Consider the following 18,439-nt stretch of genomic DNA (forward strand, 5'->3'; position numbering starts at 1 on the left):
TAGGAGGAATGCAAATGTCAAAAGCTGAAAAAAACAAAGAAGATAAGAAAAGTAAAATTATTGTGGAAACTTCAAATCAGCAGGTAGAAAACATCAAAGAACTGGGAGTAACTAATGTTCCAACTCAAGACGATAAAATTCAAATTTTGTCTATTATTGGCCAAATAGAAGGACATATGATGCTATCGCCTCAAACTAAAACTACTAAATATGAACATGTGATTCCAGAGCTAATTGCTATGGAAAGAGATGAAAAAGTAAAAGGTATTCTTATAGTTCTAAATACTGTAGGAGGAGATGTGGAAGCAGGCCTTGCCATAGCGGAGATGATTAGGAGTGTTAGCAAACCAACTGTATCACTGGTAGTTGGAGGCGGCCATTCAATTGGAATACCACTGGCAACAGCTGCTGTGTATTCATTCATCTCTCCATCTGCAACTATGATCATTCATCCTATAAGAATGAATGGACTTATAATAGGTGTACCTCAAACTTTTGATTATTTTAATAAAATGCAAGAACGAATAACTGAATTTATTATTAGAACTTCCAAAATCGATAAGGAAACCGTAAACAGATTAATGCATCAAACTGATGAACTATTAAATGATATGGGTACTATACTTATCGGAAAACAAGCAGTTGATAATGGATTGATAGATGAAGTTGGTGGAATTAGTGCAGCATTATCAAAATTAAATCAAATGATAGACGAAGCATAAAAATAGATATAAATAGGTTTAAATGGCCTATTTATATCTATTTTATTGAGTTTTTACAAAATCAATGGAATTAGAATGTTTTTTTTATGAATATAGTTTAAATTCATATATAAATATAATTAAAGTTAAAGGAGATTTATAAAATTTGTAGAAATATTAAGAATGGAGGTGATACTTTGGCTAGAAAGAAAACTAAATCTAAAGTTACGAGTAGAGTAGATGCCGATAGTGAAATTTTTGGAATTATCTTAATTACAGTAGGCATATTAATTTTATTTAGTATATTCTCTACTATTTTTTCAAGTTCTGGTTCTATATCAGGTACCATAGGTGATTTTATTAATCATTTGCTTTTTGCAATTTTAGGGGTGGGTGCTTACCTTTCTCCGTTTTTGATAATATTTATTGGTATTTGCAAAATTGTTAAGAAACGTAAGATAAACTTCAGTAAGAAGTTTTATGGAATAATACTTTTTATAATAAATACGTTGCTATGTATACAAATGTTATCTTTAAGTAAGTATTATACTAAAGGAGAATTTTCAACTGGAATAAGTAAAATATACAATTCTGGAAGTGCAATGCATGGTGGGATTATTAGTTATTCTATTGATGTAATAATGCATACACTGTTTGGGGCTGTAGGAAGTTTTATAATTTTCATTGGCATTTATGTTATATGTTTAATTTTAATATTAAAAATATCCTTGAATGATATCATCTTTAATCTGAAGGATAGATTTATGATCAAAAGGACTAAAAGGAGTAATGAGAGTAAGAAATTATATATTGAGAATAATGAAAAGCAAGAAGAATTAGTAGTTCCAAGTGAAGAAAAGAATGAATTTATTAAAGGCATTAACAATAAGATAAAAATATTTGATTTTTTAAGGACAAATGAAATTGCTACAGAAGGAGAAGCTGAAGCCGATGCCGATGCTGATGCAGAAGATAAAGAGGAAATTGTAAGTAATATTAAACAAGGCAACACGCGAGGTCCTAAAGAAAATCACTTAGATAATTCTATTAAACAAGAATTAGAAAAAGAAATTCAATTTCATAGTGTGAACTCAAAGCCAAACTTTAAATATGAATTTCCAACTGTAGACTTATTAAATGAAAATACTACTTCTAAAATGAATAAAAATGATAAAAGAGAATTACTCAGTAGTGCAAATAAATTGCAGGAGACCTTAAGTAGCTTTGGAGTTGAAGCAAAAGTTATTCAGGTTACAAAAGGCCCGTCAGTAACGAGATTTGAGCTTCAACCAAATGCTGGTGTTAAAGTAAGTAAAATTGTGAACTTAGCAGATGATATTGCACTAAATTTAGCTTCCTCTGGTGTAAGAATTGAAGCCCCCATACCCGGTAAGGCAGCTGTAGGAATTGAAGTGCCAAATAAAGAATTAAGTGCAGTATATTTAAGGGAAGTCATTGAGTCTAATGAATTTTCAGCTGCAAATAAAAATTTATCCTTTAGTTTGGGAAAAGATATAGGCGGTAATTGTGTTGTTTCAGATTTAACGAAAATGCCGCATTTACTGGTAGCAGGAGCTACAGGCTCTGGAAAAAGTGTTTGTATAAATTCATTAATTATAAGTTTGCTTTATAAATATTCTCCAGAGGAAGTTAAGCTCTTATTAATTGATCCTAAGGTAGTTGAATTAAATATTTATAATGGAATACCTCATCTATTGATACCAGTTGTAACAGACCCTAAAAAATCTGCAGGTGCTTTAAATTGGGCTGTAAATGAAATGACAAGAAGGTACAAACTTTTTGCTGAGAACAATGTACGTAATATTGAAGGATATAATGAATTAGCTACTAAGGGTATTATGGAAAATAAATTACCTTGGATAGTAATTATAATTGATGAGTTAGCAGACCTTATGACGGTTTGTGCGAGTGATGTAGAAGAATACATAGGAAGACTTGCACAAATGGCAAGAGCTGCGGGTATGCATTTAGTAATTGCAACACAACGGCCCTCAGTGGACGTTATTACAGGTGTTATAAAGGCCAATATACCCTCAAGAATATCCTTTGCAGTTTCAAGTCAAATAGATTCAAGAACAATTTTAGATTCTGCTGGTGCTGAGAAATTGCTAGGTAAAGGAGATATGCTTTTTTACCCCGTGGGAGAGGCTAAACCAGTTAGAATTCAAGGTGCTTTTGTATCCGAAGAAGAAATTGAGCGAGTAGTCGATTTTATAAAAAGCCAGAAAACAGAATTAAACTATGAAAAAGAAATAATAGACGAAATAGAAGGCACTTTAAATAATAAACAGGAGGAGGAGGCTATTGATGAATTATTAAATGAAGCAATTAGGATAATTGTTGAAAATGATCAAGCCTCCACTTCCTTATTGCAACGTAAGCTTAAAATAGGGTATAATAGAGCAGCAAGAATTATAGATCAAATGGAGGAACGCGGAATTATTTCAAGTAGAAATGGAAGCAAACCAAGAGAAGTTTTATTGAGTCATAGTGAATTAAAAGATTAATTTAATAAATTTTTATAAGAAAAATTGCAAATACCCTTGTTTAATTTGTAAATCACATTTACAATAATTTATGTGTACAAATGTAGGCAGATAATGCTAAAAATAATTATGGGTCTGCAAAAACAAAAAAGGAGGATAATACTTAATAAATATTATCTACCCCGAGAGACAAACAAGGAGGATGACTGGTGGAAAAATTAAAAGTTGGAGTTATAAATTTAGGTTGTGATAAAAATAGAATTGATAGTGAAATTATAATAGGCAGTTTAAGTGAAAGATATGATATGACAAATGATCCTAAACTTGCGAATATTATTTTAGTGAATACTTGTGGATTTATAGAATCTTCAAAACAAGAATCAATAGACACTATTCTAGAAATGTCAGAATACAAAAAGAAATATAAGTGTACAGTATTAATTGCAACTGGTTGCTTAACTCAGCGTTATGGTGCGGAACTGCTTGAACTTATGCCAGAACTTGATATAATGCTAGGCGTTAACGATTATAACAAGTTACTAAGTAGTATAGAAGAGGTGCTTTTAAAAAATACCAAAGTACAACATTGTACTTACAGTGATGAGAATATTAATGAAGGTGAAAGAGTTTTAACTACAGGAACTTACTCTGCTTATATTAGAATATCAGAGGGATGTGATAATGCTTGCGCATATTGTGCAATACCGCTTATAAGAGGGAAATATAGAAGTAGAAAGATGGAGAATATATTACAAGAGGCTAAGGGCCTAGGTCAGCAAGGTTGCAAGGAAATTATTTTAGTTGCCCAAGATACCACTAGATATGGAATTGATTTATATGGTAAAAAAACCCTGCACAAGTTGATAAGGGAAATTTCTAAAATAAATGGAATCCAGTGGATTAGAGTACTTTATTGCTATGCAGAAGAAATGACGGATGAAATTATTAATGAAATAGCGACGAATGATAAAGTTTGCAAATATGTAGATATACCAATCCAACATATAAGTGATGATATTCTTAAATCCATGAGAAGAAAAGGAAGAAAGAATATTATAACAGAAAATATAAATAAGATGAGAACAAGCATTGTGGGATTAAACCTTAGAACTACATTAATTGTTGGGTTTCCAGGGGAAACAGAGGAGAATTTCGAGGAATTAAAGCAATTTATTGTGGAAACTAAATTTGATAAATTGGGAGTTTTCAAGTACTCAATGGAAGATGGTACTGTAGCTTCAGAAATGACAAATCAAATTCCTGAAGAAATAAAAGTGAAACGTGAAGAAGAACTGATGATTATACAACAAGGTATATCAAAAGAGCTGAACAGTAAAAAAATAGGAAAGATATACAAGGTTTTAGTAGAAGGTGTTGACGGTAAAACACATTTTGGTAGGAATTATGAAATGGCACCAGAAGTTGATGGGACTATTTTCTTTGAATCTGATGTGGTTTATAATAAGGGCGAATTTGTTGTAGTAAAGGTTACTAAAGCTTTAGAATATGATTTAATAGGAGTTGTGTGCTATGAACCTTGCGAATAAACTTACAATGATAAGGATTTTTCTAGTCCCAATATTTTTAGTATTTATGGTAGTAAAAGGAATACCTTATGGAAAAGAATTGGCTACTGTTATTTTTATATTGGCTTCTCTTACAGATAAATTGGATGGTTATATAGCTAGAAGTAGAAACCAAATAACCAATTTCGGTAAGTTTATGGATCCACTAGCGGATAAACTCTTGGTAACTGCTGCACTTATATCATTGGTAGAACTTCACATTGTGCCTAGTTGGGTAGCTATGATTATAATTGCTAGAGAATTTGCAGTTTCAGGACTTAGAACAATAGCTGCTGCAGAAGGAACAGTAATTGCAGCTAGTTGGTGGGGTAAAATAAAAACTGTTATTCAAATAATAGCAATAATTATAGCTCTGCTATATAATTTAAAAGATTTAAGTCCAGCTTTAAATCCAATTCTAAGCAACTTAACTAATATATTTATGGCTGCTGCCGTAATTATTACTATAATATCTGGTGTTGACTATTTTGTGAAAAATAAAGATTCAATTAGAGTTGATAAGTGATTAAATTATTATAGTTTGTTAATAATACAAATAAAAGGGTTCCAGCCATAATGTTCCTGACATAATATTTAAGCAACAACATTTCAAGAGGAGGAAAAAAATGGGAACTCTAATTTTGTGTGTTGACCATGCAAAATAAATAGTGTATACTTAATATAGAACAAACGTTCGCAACTAAAAGGATGGTGAACCCGAAGGGGAAATTTATGAATAATGAAAAATTAAAAGCACTAGAAGCAGCTATGGGTCAAATAGAGAAGCAATTCGGTAAAGGTTCTATAATGAAACTTGGAGATAATAGTACATTAAATATAGATGCTATATCTACTGGGTGTTTAGGGCTAGACATAGGACTTGGTATAGGTGGGGTGCCTAGAGGAAGAATGATTGAAATTTTTGGACCAGAATCTTCAGGTAAAACTACAGTTGCACTACATATAGTTGCAGAAGCACAGAAAGAAGGAGGCACAGCTGCATTTATAGACGTAGAACATGCACTAGACCCTATTTATGCTAAAGCACTAGGAATTAATATAGATGATTTAATAGTTTCTCAACCAGATACTGGTGAGCAAGCTTTAGAGATTACAGAGGCCTTAGTTCGATCAGGAGCCATTGATGTTATTGTTGTGGATTCAGTAGCTGCATTGGTACCGAAAGCTGAAATTGAAGGCGAAATGGGAGACTCTCATGTGGGACTACAAGCAAGACTTATGTCACAAGCACTAAGAAAACTTGCTGGATCTATAAATAAATCAAAATGTGTTCTTGTGTTTATAAACCAATTAAGAGAAAAAGTTGGAATAATGTTTGGAAATCCAGAAGTAACTCCTGGCGGTAGAGCATTAAAATTCTATGCTTCCGTTAGATTAGACATTAGAAAAATAGATACAATTAAACAAGGTGATCAATTTATGGGTAATAGAACAAGAATAAAAATAGTTAAAAATAAAGTAGCACCACCATTTAAACAGGCTGAATTTGATATTATGTACGGTGAAGGAATATCTACAGAGGGAGATGTTTTGGATATCGGTGTTAAAGAAGAGATTGTACAAAAGAGTGGAGCATGGTTTGCATATGGAGATATACGTCTTGGACAAGGAAGAGAAAATGCAAAACAATACTTTAAAGATAATGCTCTGGTTATGATAGAAATAGAAAATAAAATCAGGGAAAAATATAATCTGCCATTATCAAAAGTACCAGTGATTGATAAAAAAGAAGCAAAACAATTAAAAGAAGCAAAAGAAGCAAGTAAAAAAGAAGCATAAAAGCAAGTTTTTACTTGCTTTTTTCTTTAATTATTTATAAGCTACTATTTTTATGATATTTTGTAAATAAAACTGTATATTATAGGTTTAACTAAGGTATATTATTAATATGGTGTGAAATAGATGATTTTTACTGGTATATATTGGTAGTAAGCATAATCTTTTTTAATAATAAAAGGTAAATGAAACATTTAAATGTTAAAATCTTGACATTAATTGAAAAGTAATATAAGATAAATACAAATACTGGTTTAGCATATTCAAATTGCTACCAATTGAATAAATATTACACCTTCTCTGGCTTTCATGTTTACTCTTAAATAGATTTGAAATAAGCAAGGGAGGTGTTGATAATCAATGAATAAAAATAGTTTGGTAATGATCTTAGTAGTTTGCGCTATTTTGGTTGTTATTTTCGTAGGTATTTTTGTTGTAATTTATAGTAGAAAAAATAGATCTCAAGCAAATATTTCTATGGCAGAAAAAGAAGCTAAAAGAATTCTTGATGAAAGTTCCAAAGAAGCGGAATCAAAAAAGAAAGAAGCTATTTTAGAGGCCAAAGAAGAAGTTCACAGACTTAGAACTGATTTAGAAAAAGAATCAAGAGAAAGACGTAATGAAGTTCAAAGGTTAGAGCGAAGAAATATCCAAAGAGAAGAATCTTTAGATAAAAAAAGTGATGTGCTAGAGAGAAAAGAAGAAAATCTTACTAAAAAACAACAAGAAATTGAAATGTTAGAAGCAAGTATTCAAGATTTACACACAAAGCAAAGGGAAGAATTAGAACGACTATCAGGATTAACAGCTGATGAAGCAAAACAAGTTCTATTAGATGAAATTAGAAAAGAAATTAAACACGATGCTGCAATTATGATAAAAGAAATTGAAACCAAGGCTAAAGAAGAAGCCGATAAAAAAGCAAGGGAAATTATTACTTATGCTATTCAAAGATGTGCAGCTGATCATGTTGCAGAAACAACAGTTCATGTGGTTTCTCTTCCTAATGATGAGATGAAAGGAAGAATAATAGGTAGAGAGGGTAGAAATATTCGTACTCTAGAAACACTTACAGGCGTAGATTTAATAATAGATGACACACCTGAAGCAGTAATTCTTTCGGCATTTGATCCTATAAGGCGAGAAGTTGCTAGAATAGCACTTGAAAAGCTAATAGTGGATGGAAGAATTCATCCAGCTAGAATCGAAGAAATGGTAGAAAAAGCTAAAAAAGAAGTTGAAAGTGATATAAGAGAAGAAGGAGAACAAGCTACTTTTGAAACAGGAGTGCATGGCCTTCATTCAGAAATTATTAGATTACTTGGAAGGCTTAAATACAGAACAAGTTATGGTCAAAATGTATTAAAGCATTCTATAGAAGTTTCATATTTAGCTGGACTTATGGCGTCAGAACTTGGAATTGACCCCACCTTGGCTAAGAGGTGTGGATTGCTTCATGATATTGGTAAAGCTGTAGATCATGAGGTTGAAGGACCACATGCACTTATAGGTGCAGAAATAGCTAAAAAGCACCATGAATCAACTATAGTAGTAAATGCTATTGCAGCACATCATGGTGACGTTGAACTGCAATCTCTTGAAGCAATACTAGTTCAAGCGGCAGATGCTATATCCGCTGCAAGACCAGGTGCAAGAAGAGAGACTTTAGAAGCTTATATTAAAAGATTAGAAAAATTAGAAGAAATTGCAAATTCATATGAAGGTGTCGAAAAGTCATATGCTATTCAAGCTGGAAGAGAAGTTCGAATTATGATTAAACCAGAAATAATTGATGATGCAGGAGCTATTGAAATGGCAAGAAACCTAGTTAAAAGAATTGAAAATGAACTAGAATATCCAGGTCAAATTAAAGTGAATGTAATCAGGGAAACAAGGGCTATAGATTATGCTAAATAAACCAATATAATATTAAATCCTCTTAAAATTTAGAGAATTTCTAAATTTTAAGAGGATTTTTTTTGTGTTTATAGAATAGTACAAATATAGCAATTAAATTGGATAATAGGGGTTTTATTATGGAAGTATTAAAAGTTTCAGCAAAATCGAGCCCAAATTCAGTAGCGGGAGCCCTAGCAGGGGTACTGAGAGAAAGAGAAGCAGCAGAAATCCAGGCAATAGGTGCTGGTGCAATTAATCAAGCGGTTAAGGCTATTGCTATAGCAAGAGGTTTTGTTGCACCAAGCGGTGTGGATTTAGTTTGTATACCGGCCTTTACTGACGTTATAATAGAAGGTGAAGAGAAAACTGCAATTAAGTTAATAGTTCAACCTAGATAATATATACAAAGGCTTGCTTAACAAGCCTTTTATTTTTTTTATAACAAAACACCAGCTATTTACATTATAAAAAAAAGATGATATATTAGTAACATCTTAAATATAGCCTTATTTTCAATAAGAATGAAGGTAATAATTCAATTGAATAAGATAATTGAGATTCATATATGATATAAAATAATATAAACGTTGGGGGTAAGAACAATGATATTATCTGAAAAAGCAAAACAAATAGCACCATCTTTAACACTAGATATAACTGCAAAAGCCAAAAAGATGAAAGCTGATGGAATAGATGTTATAGGATTTGGGGCTGGTGAACCTGATTTTAATACACCTCAAAATATTCAAGATGCTGCTTCGCGAGCTATTCAAGAAGGAAAGACTAAATATACAGCCGCATCAGGAATTATTGAGCTAAAACAGGCAATAATTCAGAAATTGAAGAGCGAAAACAACTTGAATTACATACCATCGCAAATTATAGTTTCAACTGGAGCAAAACAATGCTTAGCTAACGTTTTTCAAGCTATCTTAAATCCAGGAGATGAGGTTTTAATTGGAATTCCATATTGGGTTAGTTATCCAGAACTCGTTAAATTGGCAGATGGAGAACCAGTATATGTGGAAACAGAAGAAATAAATAAATTTAAATTGACAATTGAAAGCCTTAATAAAGCCTTAACATCCAAATCCAAAGCCATAGTATTAAATAGTCCGAGTAACCCTACAGGTACTGTATATACAAAGAAAGAACTTATAGAAATTGCAAGTTTTGCGAAAATAAATAACTTAATAATAATATCAGATGAAATTTATGAGAAATTATTATATGGAAGTAATGGACATATTAGTATAGCAAGTCTTTCGGAGGATGCTTATAATAGAACTATTGTAATCAATGGCGTTTCTAAAGCCTATGCTATGACCGGATGGAGAATAGGGTATGCAGCTGGTAGCACAGAAATAGTATCATTAATGTCAAACATTCAAAGTCATACTACATCAAATCCTAATTCAATTGCTCAATATGCGTCAGTTGAAGCTCTAAATGGTAAGCAAGATGAAGTACACAAAATGGTCCAACAATTTAAGCTAAGGCGAGATTATATGGTAGAAAGAATTAATAATATTAATAATTTATCTTGTATTAAACCGGAAGGTGCTTTTTATGTTATGGTGAATATATCTAAGGTTTTAAATAAATCAATCCAGGGAGAAGTTATAGACAGTTCAATCCAATTTTCAGATTTATTACTTAAAAATGAAAAAGTTGCGGTTATACCGGGCATAGCATTTGGTGTAGATAACTTTATTAGACTATCCTATGCTACTTCAATGGAAAATATAAAAAATGGACTTGATAGAATAGCAAGGTTTGCTTCTAATATATAAAATTGATTTACATACTTTTTAATGATATTATATTAGAATGGGTTAATAGGAAACATTTACATGTTAATTCATTCTAATATTAAACTATTGAGGTGAGGGAATTGGTATCAAAAGAGGTTATGGTTAGTAATTCTAAAGGATTGCATGCAAGGCCAGCTACATTATTAGTAAGAAAGGCAGCTTCTTTCAAATCTGATATTGGTATAGAATATATGGGTAAGAGAGCAAATATTAAAAGCTTAATAGGTATTTTATCTCTAGGAGTTGGTTCAAATAACATTGTAAACGTTATAGTTAATGGTGATGACGAAAAATTAGCCTTAGAGGAAATAGTAAACCTGATTAATTCTTTAGAAGAATAATTAATCAACTAAAAAAAATAACAAGTCAAAGATTATATGGATATTTTATAAAGATGTCTTGTAGCCTGTATATTTTAAAAAGTTGCTAACTTAACGTTTGCGGCTTTTTAAAATTTATAGGAATTGAAATTATTAAAGGAGATTATATGTTAAATAAACTTATAGAATTCAACCCAAATTCAGATGTGTTTTTGAATAATAAAAACTTTATAAGTTATTTTCTTGAGATTAAATCTAGGAAAAGTATTTATACTGCTAAAAGCTATGAATGTGATATAAAAGATTTTTTTTGTGTTAACTCTATTTTTGATATTACTCTAGAAGATATTAAAAAGATAACTATATTACATTCACAAAATTATATAATAAAATTAATGGATAAGAATATGTCTTCTGCTACTATAAATAGAAAGATATCCTCATTGAGTGCACTGTATAAGTGGTTATTAAAATATCAAGATAATTCTACAGATATTCATATAATTAAATATAATCCTTTTGGAAATTTAAAAGAAGAAAAGCCAGTTATAAATAACAAGGAAACTGAGTTTCTAACAAAAGAAGAGTGTAAGATTTTATTAAATAGCATAGACACATCAACTATATTGGGACATAGAAATAAAACTATATTGGCACTTGCTTTAACCACCGCCTTAAGAAAATCTGAGATTATAAATATTAAAATAAAACACATTACTACTTACACTGGTTATGATGTGGTAAAAGTAAGGCGGAAAGGTGGTAAAGAGGATATAGTAAAACTTCAAAAAAACGTTCTAGCTATGATTAATAAATATATAATGCTTACTAAAAGGAATAAGGTATCTAGTGGAGAGGAATATTTATTTATTGGTCATTCAACTAATGGAAATAATAAAGAAAAATTAAATGCAAGCACGTTAAATTACATGATAAAAAAAGTATGTAAAAATGCAGGTATAGATAAAAACTTGCAAGTTCATTCTACTAGGCATACAGCCATTACACTTGCAATACTCGCAGGGGCAACGGTAGAGAAAGTAAGAGATTTTGCCGCACATAAAAATTTAGCTACTACTAACAGATATATTCATTCAGTGGAAAAGTTGAAAAATAATGCGGGGGACCTAATAGATGTACTTTAAAGGTTGTGACATCTTGAAAATCTAAAAAATAGATTTGATAGACCTGATAGATTTACTAATGGATTATTTATAGTAATGGTTATGCTAAAATACGGCTATATGAATAACCAATAACATTGAACCACTAATCATACCTGCGAATCAGCTTTGGACGATTAAGAGGGCCTAACAGCTGTTAAAATGGATACTAAGTAGTAACTGCTAGATAAAGAAGAAAAGAATATTATAAAAAACAGATTTGTAGTTGTTTTTCAATAGTTTCTACTCTATATTTATTTGAAGATAAATTTTTAATGGTGTATAGTTATAAAAGGATTATGAAAGTTATTTATATTTTCTTAATCTTTTATTGCTTTTGAAGTATTTATGCCATTAAAATAATATACGCATAATTTTTTATATAGAATATATAGGAGCAGGAGGAAAACATGAAAATCGGATATGCATGCATACCACTTACAATAAATGCAAGAACAAATAGAAAATTAACTTTAAAAAACTTTTCTGAAAAGATGCTTTTGGAGGTAGTGGAGCAAAATTTAATAGACTTAAGGGAAATACTGGAGAATAATGAGAAGTATAATATAAAGTTGTTTAGAATAAGTTCAGACATAGTGCCACTGGGAAGTCATAGTATCAATGAAGTGGATTGGCATGAACATTTTCAAAATGAATTAAAAGAAATTGGGGAATTTATAAAAAAAAGTGATATGAGAGTTTCTATGCATCCAGGACAATATACAGTGCTAAATGCAGAAAAAGAGGACATTGTTGAAAAAGCAATTAAAGATTTGGAATATCATGCTAGATTCCTTGATGCCTTAGGTGTAGATTCAAGCAATAAGATAATACTTCATATTGGTGGTGGGTATGGAGATAAGAGTCTTGCTATGATTAGGTTTATTGGAAATTTTAAAAGGTTATCAGCTTCAGTAAAGAATAGACTTGTAATCGAAAATGATGATAGAACATTCAATATTAATGATCTGCTTTTTATAAGTGATGAAATTAATATACCAGTGATATTTGATAACCTTCACCATGAATGTAATCATGAAATAGATGTGACTATAAAAGAAATAATGAGCAAGGTAGCTAAGACGTGGAAAAAAGAAGACGGTGATCCAAAAGTTCATTACAGTCAACAAGATATAAATAAACACGTAGGTGCTCATTCAAAGACCATAGCTGTAAAAGAATTTTTAAAATATTTTAAAGAAGTTAATGAGTTTAATTTTGATATTATGTTAGAAGTGAAAGATAAGGATATTTCGGCTATAAAATGCAATCTTGTAGTTAGTAACATGAATAATAAATTAAAACATGTAATTATAGAAAAGCAGTGGGCAAAATATAAATATTTACTAATGGAGATAAATTATAAATATTATAAAGAGTGTAGTAGAATGGTAAAAGAGAAGTGCGGTATTCAGGAATTCTATGAGTACATAGATGATATAATGAATCTTGGTGTAGAGGATGGAAGTTTTATAAATACTGCAGAACATGTCTGGGGTTATGTGAAAAATAGCGTTACGGATAGAGAGCAAATGCATTTTAAAAAACTTCTTTTGGATATGGAACATAAAGAAAAGGTTAAGCTTTATTTAAGAAAATTATGTGAAAAATACAATGCTGAATATATGCTTAGTTCTTATTATTTTTATTATTAGTTTAAATTTTCTTTTACTGAACTTGTAGAAGTTAAGGGTGTGCTAAAATGATTGGAGATCATTTAGTACACCATTTTTCCTCTTTAAAATATGAATTAATAGCATGTATATATAATATTCTTAGATTTATAAAAGGAGGGCATATAAATGTCTTATAATGTTGAAATAATTAAAGAAAATCAACATAAAACAAGTGAATGGTCTGGTGGTACAACAACCCAGCTCTATATTTTTCCTGAGGATTCACTATATAGTGAACGTAAATTTAAATGGAGACTGAGTTCTGCAAAGGTTGAAGTAGAAAAATCTACATTTACTTCTTTACCAGGAATATCTAGGCACATTATGGTACTTGAGGGAGAACTGTTTCTTGAACATGAAGGACATCATAATGCTGCGTTAAAAGCATTGCAGCAGGATAGTTTTAGTGGAGACTGGACGACAATAAGTTTTGGTAAAGTTACAGACTTTAATTTAATGCTGGCACAAGGTTACAAGGGGGAATTAGAAGCTATTTCTTTTAATAGTGGAGAGGTTAAAGATATATTATTAAACAGTAATGTGAGTGATACTGAAGTGTTTTCTCAAATCACAGAAGCATTCTATGTAGTTCAAGGTTATATAGAGATAGATACTGGGTTAAAGAAAAAAATAGGGCTGAGTAAAGGTGAGTTAATAATAGTAACTAGAACAGGGCAAGAAATTATTTCAGAGTTTAAAATTCATAGTAATAGCAAAGAAGAATCTAAAATGGTAAAGGCTTCAATATTTTATTGTGAATAATTTAAAAAGAATGGTGAAACTTTTTTTAGGGGGAGAGTCATGAAGAAATCAGATTGGCGTGTGAGATTTTCTATATTATTGATACTTTCATCAGTATTATTATATTCTTTTCACTATTTTGTATTTAGAGATATACACCATATATTTCTATATCTAATAGGTGAATTAGCATTTATACCTATTGAAGTTTTGTTGGTATCCTTAGTTGTTGATGGGGTTATTAAAATAAGAGAGAGACAAGGCCTAATAGAAAAACTGAATTTAATAATTGGGGTATATTTTAATGAAGTAGGAACTACTATTTTAAAATACTGTACATCCATAGATCCAAAGGTGGATCAAATAGCGGAGTCCCTTATAGTATGTCCAAATTGGGAAGAAAGAGATTTTAAAAAAGCATTAGAGAAGTGCAAAACTTATAATTATGAAATTGAATTCCATAAAATTGATTTGGAGAAAATGAATGAATTTCTATTAAGTAAAAGAGGATTTTTACTTAGATTATTAGAAAATCCTAATTTATTGGAACATGAAACTTTTACTCATTTATTAACGGCAGTTTTTCATTTAGAAGATGAATTATCTTCTAGAAATTTATCAGAATTACGACAAGATGAAAAAGAACATTTAGCAATTGATATAAAAAGAGTATATATGGCAAGTGTGAGCCAATGGGTTTTGTATATGAAACATTTAAAAAACACTTTCCCATATTTATTTGTTACAGCAATATCAAACAACCCCTTTGACACACGAACTAAAGAGGAGATCGAAAAAAATATTAAGGCTACATATTATAGTAAATAAACTTTATGTGAAAAAAAAGTCTTTTGCTTTTCTAGATGAATTCTGGGAAAACGAAGGATTTTTTTTATATTGTGAAAAAAAGTTTAAAAGCAAACATTTGTTTGTATAAGATTTATTTTTGGTGTCAATAATTAAAAATGCAATTAAATAAAAAGGAGAGATATTATGAATAACGTATCATTAATAGGAAGAATAACAAGAGATTTGGAACTAAAAGATTTTAACGATGGGAAAGGGTTCTATACTAAATTTACATTGGCAATTGATAGAGCACCACGTAAGGATTCACAACCAGAAGCAGATTTTATAAGTGTTTTGGTATGGAATGCATTAGCTGAAACTATGTGCAAGTATTTAGGGAAAGGAAGCCAAATTGGTTTAACCGGAAGACTTTGTAGCAGCAGTTACACAGATAAAGATGGAAATAAAAGATATAGTACAGAAGTTGTAGCAGAGGAATTTAAATTTCTAGATAAAAAGAAAGAAATAGTATAATTTCTATAAAACTACCAACATGATGAACTTATTATTATCAATAACTTTTTATAATTAGTTAGAAAATAAAATGCATTTGTAGTAATATGTATATATATACTAGTTTATATAATATGGAGGTGCGTTTATGAAGACTATTGTTGTAGCAGGAGGATGTTTTTGGGGTGTGGAAGCTTATATGTCAAGAATAGATGGTATTATTGAAACTGTGGTTGGATATGCAAATGGAACAAAGAAGAACCCCACTTACGATGAGGTGTGTGTTGGCAACACTGGGTATGCAGAGGCTTGTTTAATAAGCTATGATGAGGAGATTGTATCCCTTGAAAAAATATTGAATAAATTTTGGGGAATAATAGATCCTATAGTTTCTAATAGACAAGGACCGGATATAGGGACTCAATATAGGAGTGGTATTTTTTACTCCGATGAGAAGGATTTAGATGTTATATTAAAAACAAAGGATGAAATCCAAAATAAATATCCAAAACCAATACTTACCGAAATAAAACCTCTTTCTTGTTTTTATGATGCTGAAGATTATCATCAAAAATACTTGAAAAAAAATCCGGGAGGTTACTGCCACATTAATTTGAATGCTGATTAAATTATAGTCGTTAAACTATCGGTATGTTTATTTGACACTTGAAACTCTTTGATTTTATCAAGGAGTTTTTTCTCCTTTATAGTATTAGACAAAATAAATAGTAATAAGGTATAATTGAATAAAAATAATTATATCATAATGCTATTAAAGGGGAGGATTTATTTGCCAAATAAAAAGCTGCTAGATAATGATGAAGATATTATAAAAAAATGGCAATTATTTGTTTCAGAAGGCATTCTAAATAAAAATGGACTTCGTGATATTATTTCACAATCTTGGGAAAGAAGTAAATTATATGGTATAGATCCTTTTAAAGATGATTTTCCTATTGAACTTACCGAAGATGATCTAAAAAAGAAGTATAAAGAATTCTTACCTCTATTAGAGACTGCTAAGTCATTTATGCAAACATTGTACAACTTAATACAAAAATCTGGTTTTATGATTCGTTTAACTGACAGAGATGGATATGTATTAGACCATATAGGAGAAGATAGCTTACGACGAAAACATAAATTTCAAATATTACAAGATGGCTATAATATAAAAGAAGAAGTAATAGGCACTAATGCCATAGGGCTTTCATTAATATCTGGTGAGCCAATACAAGTACTTGGTGGGGAACATTATTTACATGAATACCATAAATGGACTTCATCTGCGTGTCCTATAAAAGATGAGAAGGGCGAGATTTTAGGAGTGCTAAGTATAACAGGTAACTATGAACTTGTGCATCCACATACTTTAGGTATGGTAGTTGCTGCTGCTAAAGCCATAGAAAAAGAAATGAAGTTAGAGCATTCCAATAAAAAGTTGAAAATAGTTAATGAACAATTTTATCAAATTACAGAATCAATTTCTGAGGGGATTATTAGAATTGATAATCAAGGGCATATAACTAGTATGAATAGATTTGCAAGAAATTTATTAGGATATAGTGAAAAAAATATTCGTAATATGCACATAGAGGATGTTTTATCTACTAATAGTGGGAAGGGTATTGTAAATGCTGTAAATAAAGGGATAGAGTATCAGGAGGAAGAGGCAGATTTTATTACAAAGATGGGTAGAAGTAAAACTTGTATAGTCAACGTTACCCCTATAAGGTTTTTTAGGTCTATGGATTTGGGGGGGGTGGTAATCACTTTTAAAGAAAATAAAGTTGTTTTAAGTATGATTAATAGAATCGTTGGAGCTAATGCAAGATTTACATTTGAAGATATATTTGGGAAAAGTGAAAATATAACTCATTCAATTAAACTTGCTGGAATTGCTGCGAAAACTGACGATACTATACTCATTCAAGGGGAGAGCGGCACCGGTAAAGAAATGTTTACACAAGCTATACATAATGCTAGTAAAAGAAAAGATAGGCCCTTTGTATTTTTAAATTGTGGTGCTATTCCTCGTGATCTAGTTTCTAGTGAACTTTTTGGGTACGTGGAAGGTGCTTTTACTGGAGCTAAAAGAGGTGGACATCCAGGGAAATTTGAACTTGCAGATGGAGGAACAATATTCCTTGATGAAATAGGAGATATGCCTTTAGATGTTCAGATAAGTTTACTTAGGGTTTTAGAAGAACGTGTGGTAGTAAGAGTTGGTGGACATGAGGTTATACCAATAAATGTTAGAGTCATAGCGGCCACTAACAAAGATTTAAAAAAAGAAGTTGAGCTAGGGAAATTTCGAAGTGATTTGTTTTATAGAATAAATGTTATGCCAATTTATATTTCTTCACTTAGAGAAAGAAAAGAGGATATTAAGATATTTATTGATTATTTTTGTGAAAAATTCTGCGAATCCAACGATAAACATATAAAAAAACTAAGTGAAAGCTTTTATGGAGGCATGATTAATTATAATTGGCCCGGCAACGTTCGCGAACTACAAAATGTTATGCAACTTGTATTAAATGTAGCTGAAAATAATAGTGTACTCACAAATAAGAACTTACCAAGCTATATAAATGAAAAGGAAAATATTGGAGAATTAAGTGGTAAAAGGCAGATACACACATTAGAACAAATTGAGAAAAATGCTATTATGCAAACCTTGATGGATGTAAATGATAATATGGCAGCAGCTGCTAGAATATTAGGTATAGGGAGAAGTACCTTGTATAGAAAAATGGAAAAATATAAAATTACTTAATAAATACGTTAAAATCTCGCCCAAATAACGATTAACGCAACATATAGTATGTAATACCACCTTATATAATTATAAAAAACGTATCAGCTTGATACACGTGTACCATAATGATACATGTAATCAATGATGAAAACGATTTTATGTATCATTTTGGTACGGATCATGTAAAATTTTA

16 protein-coding genes are annotated in these 18,439 nt (G+C 30.6%); all 16 read left to right on the top strand.

Features of this window, described 5'->3' with window-relative positions; all coding sequences use genetic code 11:
• The first annotated feature begins 14 nt into the window (after positions 1-14).
• The 16 genes from KPL51_RS06820 (at position 15) to KPL51_RS06895 (ending at position 18,264) form a co-directional block, all read left to right on the top strand.
• On the top strand, positions 15-722 hold the full coding sequence (locus KPL51_RS06820) for a ClpP family protease (RefSeq protein WP_216158772.1): 708 nt from the start codon (positions 15-17) through the stop codon (positions 720-722).
• Positions 723-898: 176 nt separating this feature from the next.
• Positions 899-3,229: an FtsK/SpoIIIE family DNA translocase gene (locus KPL51_RS06825; RefSeq protein WP_216158774.1), complete on the top strand. Its 2,331-nt coding sequence runs from the start codon at positions 899-901 to the stop codon at positions 3,227-3,229.
• A 188-nt stretch (positions 3,230-3,417) separates the two neighbouring features.
• Positions 3,418-4,755, top strand: a complete 1,338-nt coding sequence (rimO, locus tag KPL51_RS06830) for a 30S ribosomal protein S12 methylthiotransferase RimO (RefSeq protein ID WP_216158776.1) — start codon at positions 3,418-3,420, stop codon at positions 4,753-4,755.
• Positions 4,739-5,299 carry a CDP-diacylglycerol--glycerol-3-phosphate 3-phosphatidyltransferase gene (gene pgsA / locus KPL51_RS06835; RefSeq protein ID WP_216158778.1) on the top strand — a complete coding sequence of 187 codons (561 nt, stop codon included), beginning with the start codon at positions 4,739-4,741 and terminating at the stop codon, positions 5,297-5,299. The genes rimO and pgsA overlap by 17 nt, the downstream gene beginning before the upstream one ends.
• Positions 5,300-5,505: 206 nt before the next feature.
• Positions 5,506-6,573: a recombinase RecA gene (gene recA / locus KPL51_RS06840; protein ID WP_216158781.1), complete on the top strand. Its 1,068-nt coding sequence runs from the start codon at positions 5,506-5,508 to the stop codon at positions 6,571-6,573.
• 357 nt (positions 6,574-6,930) lie between these two features.
• Positions 6,931-8,487, top strand: a complete 1,557-nt coding sequence (gene rny, locus KPL51_RS06845; protein ID WP_216158783.1) for a ribonuclease Y — start codon at positions 6,931-6,933, stop codon at positions 8,485-8,487.
• A gap of 119 nt (positions 8,488-8,606) precedes the next feature.
• Positions 8,607-8,867, top strand: coding sequence for a stage V sporulation protein S (locus tag KPL51_RS06850; protein ID WP_216158785.1), 261 nt, complete (start codon positions 8,607-8,609; stop codon positions 8,865-8,867).
• Between the two features lie 204 nt (positions 8,868-9,071).
• The gene (locus KPL51_RS06855) at positions 9,072-10,262 is read left to right on the top strand and encodes a pyridoxal phosphate-dependent aminotransferase (RefSeq protein ID WP_216158787.1); all 1,191 of its coding nucleotides are present in this window, start codon (positions 9,072-9,074) and stop codon (positions 10,260-10,262) included.
• Between the two features lie 101 nt (positions 10,263-10,363).
• The gene (locus KPL51_RS06860; RefSeq protein WP_224853657.1) at positions 10,364-10,624 is read left to right on the top strand and encodes an HPr family phosphocarrier protein; all 261 of its coding nucleotides are present in this window, start codon (positions 10,364-10,366) and stop codon (positions 10,622-10,624) included.
• A gap of 146 nt (positions 10,625-10,770) precedes the next feature.
• Positions 10,771-11,748: a tyrosine-type recombinase/integrase gene (locus KPL51_RS06865; protein ID WP_216158789.1), complete on the top strand. Its 978-nt coding sequence runs from the start codon at positions 10,771-10,773 to the stop codon at positions 11,746-11,748.
• Between the two features lie 428 nt (positions 11,749-12,176).
• Entirely contained in the window at positions 12,177-13,421 is a 1,245-nt protein-coding gene (uvsE, locus tag KPL51_RS06870; RefSeq protein WP_216158791.1) for a UV DNA damage repair endonuclease UvsE, read from the top strand.
• A 147-nt stretch (positions 13,422-13,568) separates the two neighbouring features.
• Positions 13,569-14,204: a HutD/Ves family protein gene (locus tag KPL51_RS06875; protein ID WP_216158793.1), complete on the top strand. Its 636-nt coding sequence runs from the start codon at positions 13,569-13,571 to the stop codon at positions 14,202-14,204.
• A 39-nt stretch (positions 14,205-14,243) separates the two neighbouring features.
• Positions 14,244-15,011: an MJ1433 family protein gene (locus KPL51_RS06880; protein WP_216158795.1), complete on the top strand. Its 768-nt coding sequence runs from the start codon at positions 14,244-14,246 to the stop codon at positions 15,009-15,011.
• Between the two features lie 165 nt (positions 15,012-15,176).
• On the top strand, positions 15,177-15,506 hold the full coding sequence (locus tag KPL51_RS06885) for a single-stranded DNA-binding protein (RefSeq protein WP_216158797.1): 330 nt from the start codon (positions 15,177-15,179) through the stop codon (positions 15,504-15,506).
• 127 nt (positions 15,507-15,633) lie between these two features.
• Complete coding sequence (gene msrA / locus KPL51_RS06890; protein ID WP_216158799.1) at positions 15,634-16,113, top strand: peptide-methionine (S)-S-oxide reductase MsrA; 480 nt, start codon at positions 15,634-15,636, stop codon at positions 16,111-16,113.
• A 162-nt stretch (positions 16,114-16,275) separates the two neighbouring features.
• Entirely contained in the window at positions 16,276-18,264 is a 1,989-nt protein-coding gene (locus tag KPL51_RS06895) for a sigma-54-dependent Fis family transcriptional regulator (protein ID WP_216158801.1), read from the top strand.
• Positions 18,265-18,439 lie beyond the last annotated feature (175 nt).

Origin of the sequence: Clostridium bowmanii (assembly GCF_018861315.1) — a bacterium.
GTDB classification, from domain to species: Bacteria; Bacillota; Clostridia; order Clostridiales; family Clostridiaceae; genus Clostridium_AD; species Clostridium_AD bowmanii.

Coding starts and splice junctions, on each gene's coding strand:
- KPL51_RS06820 (WP_216158772.1), top strand. CDS start 15: ATGTCAAAAGCTGAAAAAAACAAAGAAGATAAGAAAAGTAAAATTATT.
- pgsA (WP_216158778.1), top strand. CDS start 4,739: ATGAACCTTGCGAATAAACTTACAATGATAAGGATTTTTCTAGTCCCA.
- recA (WP_216158781.1), top strand. CDS start 5,506: ATGAATAATGAAAAATTAAAAGCACTAGAAGCAGCTATGGGTCAAATA.
- rny (WP_216158783.1), top strand. CDS start 6,931: ATGAATAAAAATAGTTTGGTAATGATCTTAGTAGTTTGCGCTATTTTG.
- KPL51_RS06850 (WP_216158785.1), top strand. CDS start 8,607: ATGGAAGTATTAAAAGTTTCAGCAAAATCGAGCCCAAATTCAGTAGCG.
- KPL51_RS06855 (WP_216158787.1), top strand. CDS start 9,072: ATGATATTATCTGAAAAAGCAAAACAAATAGCACCATCTTTAACACTA.
- KPL51_RS06865 (WP_216158789.1), top strand. CDS start 10,771: ATGTTAAATAAACTTATAGAATTCAACCCAAATTCAGATGTGTTTTTG.
- uvsE (WP_216158791.1), top strand. CDS start 12,177: ATGAAAATCGGATATGCATGCATACCACTTACAATAAATGCAAGAACA.
- KPL51_RS06875 (WP_216158793.1), top strand. CDS start 13,569: ATGTCTTATAATGTTGAAATAATTAAAGAAAATCAACATAAAACAAGT.
- KPL51_RS06880 (WP_216158795.1), top strand. CDS start 14,244: ATGAAGAAATCAGATTGGCGTGTGAGATTTTCTATATTATTGATACTT.
- KPL51_RS06885 (WP_216158797.1), top strand. CDS start 15,177: ATGAATAACGTATCATTAATAGGAAGAATAACAAGAGATTTGGAACTA.
- msrA (WP_216158799.1), top strand. CDS start 15,634: ATGAAGACTATTGTTGTAGCAGGAGGATGTTTTTGGGGTGTGGAAGCT.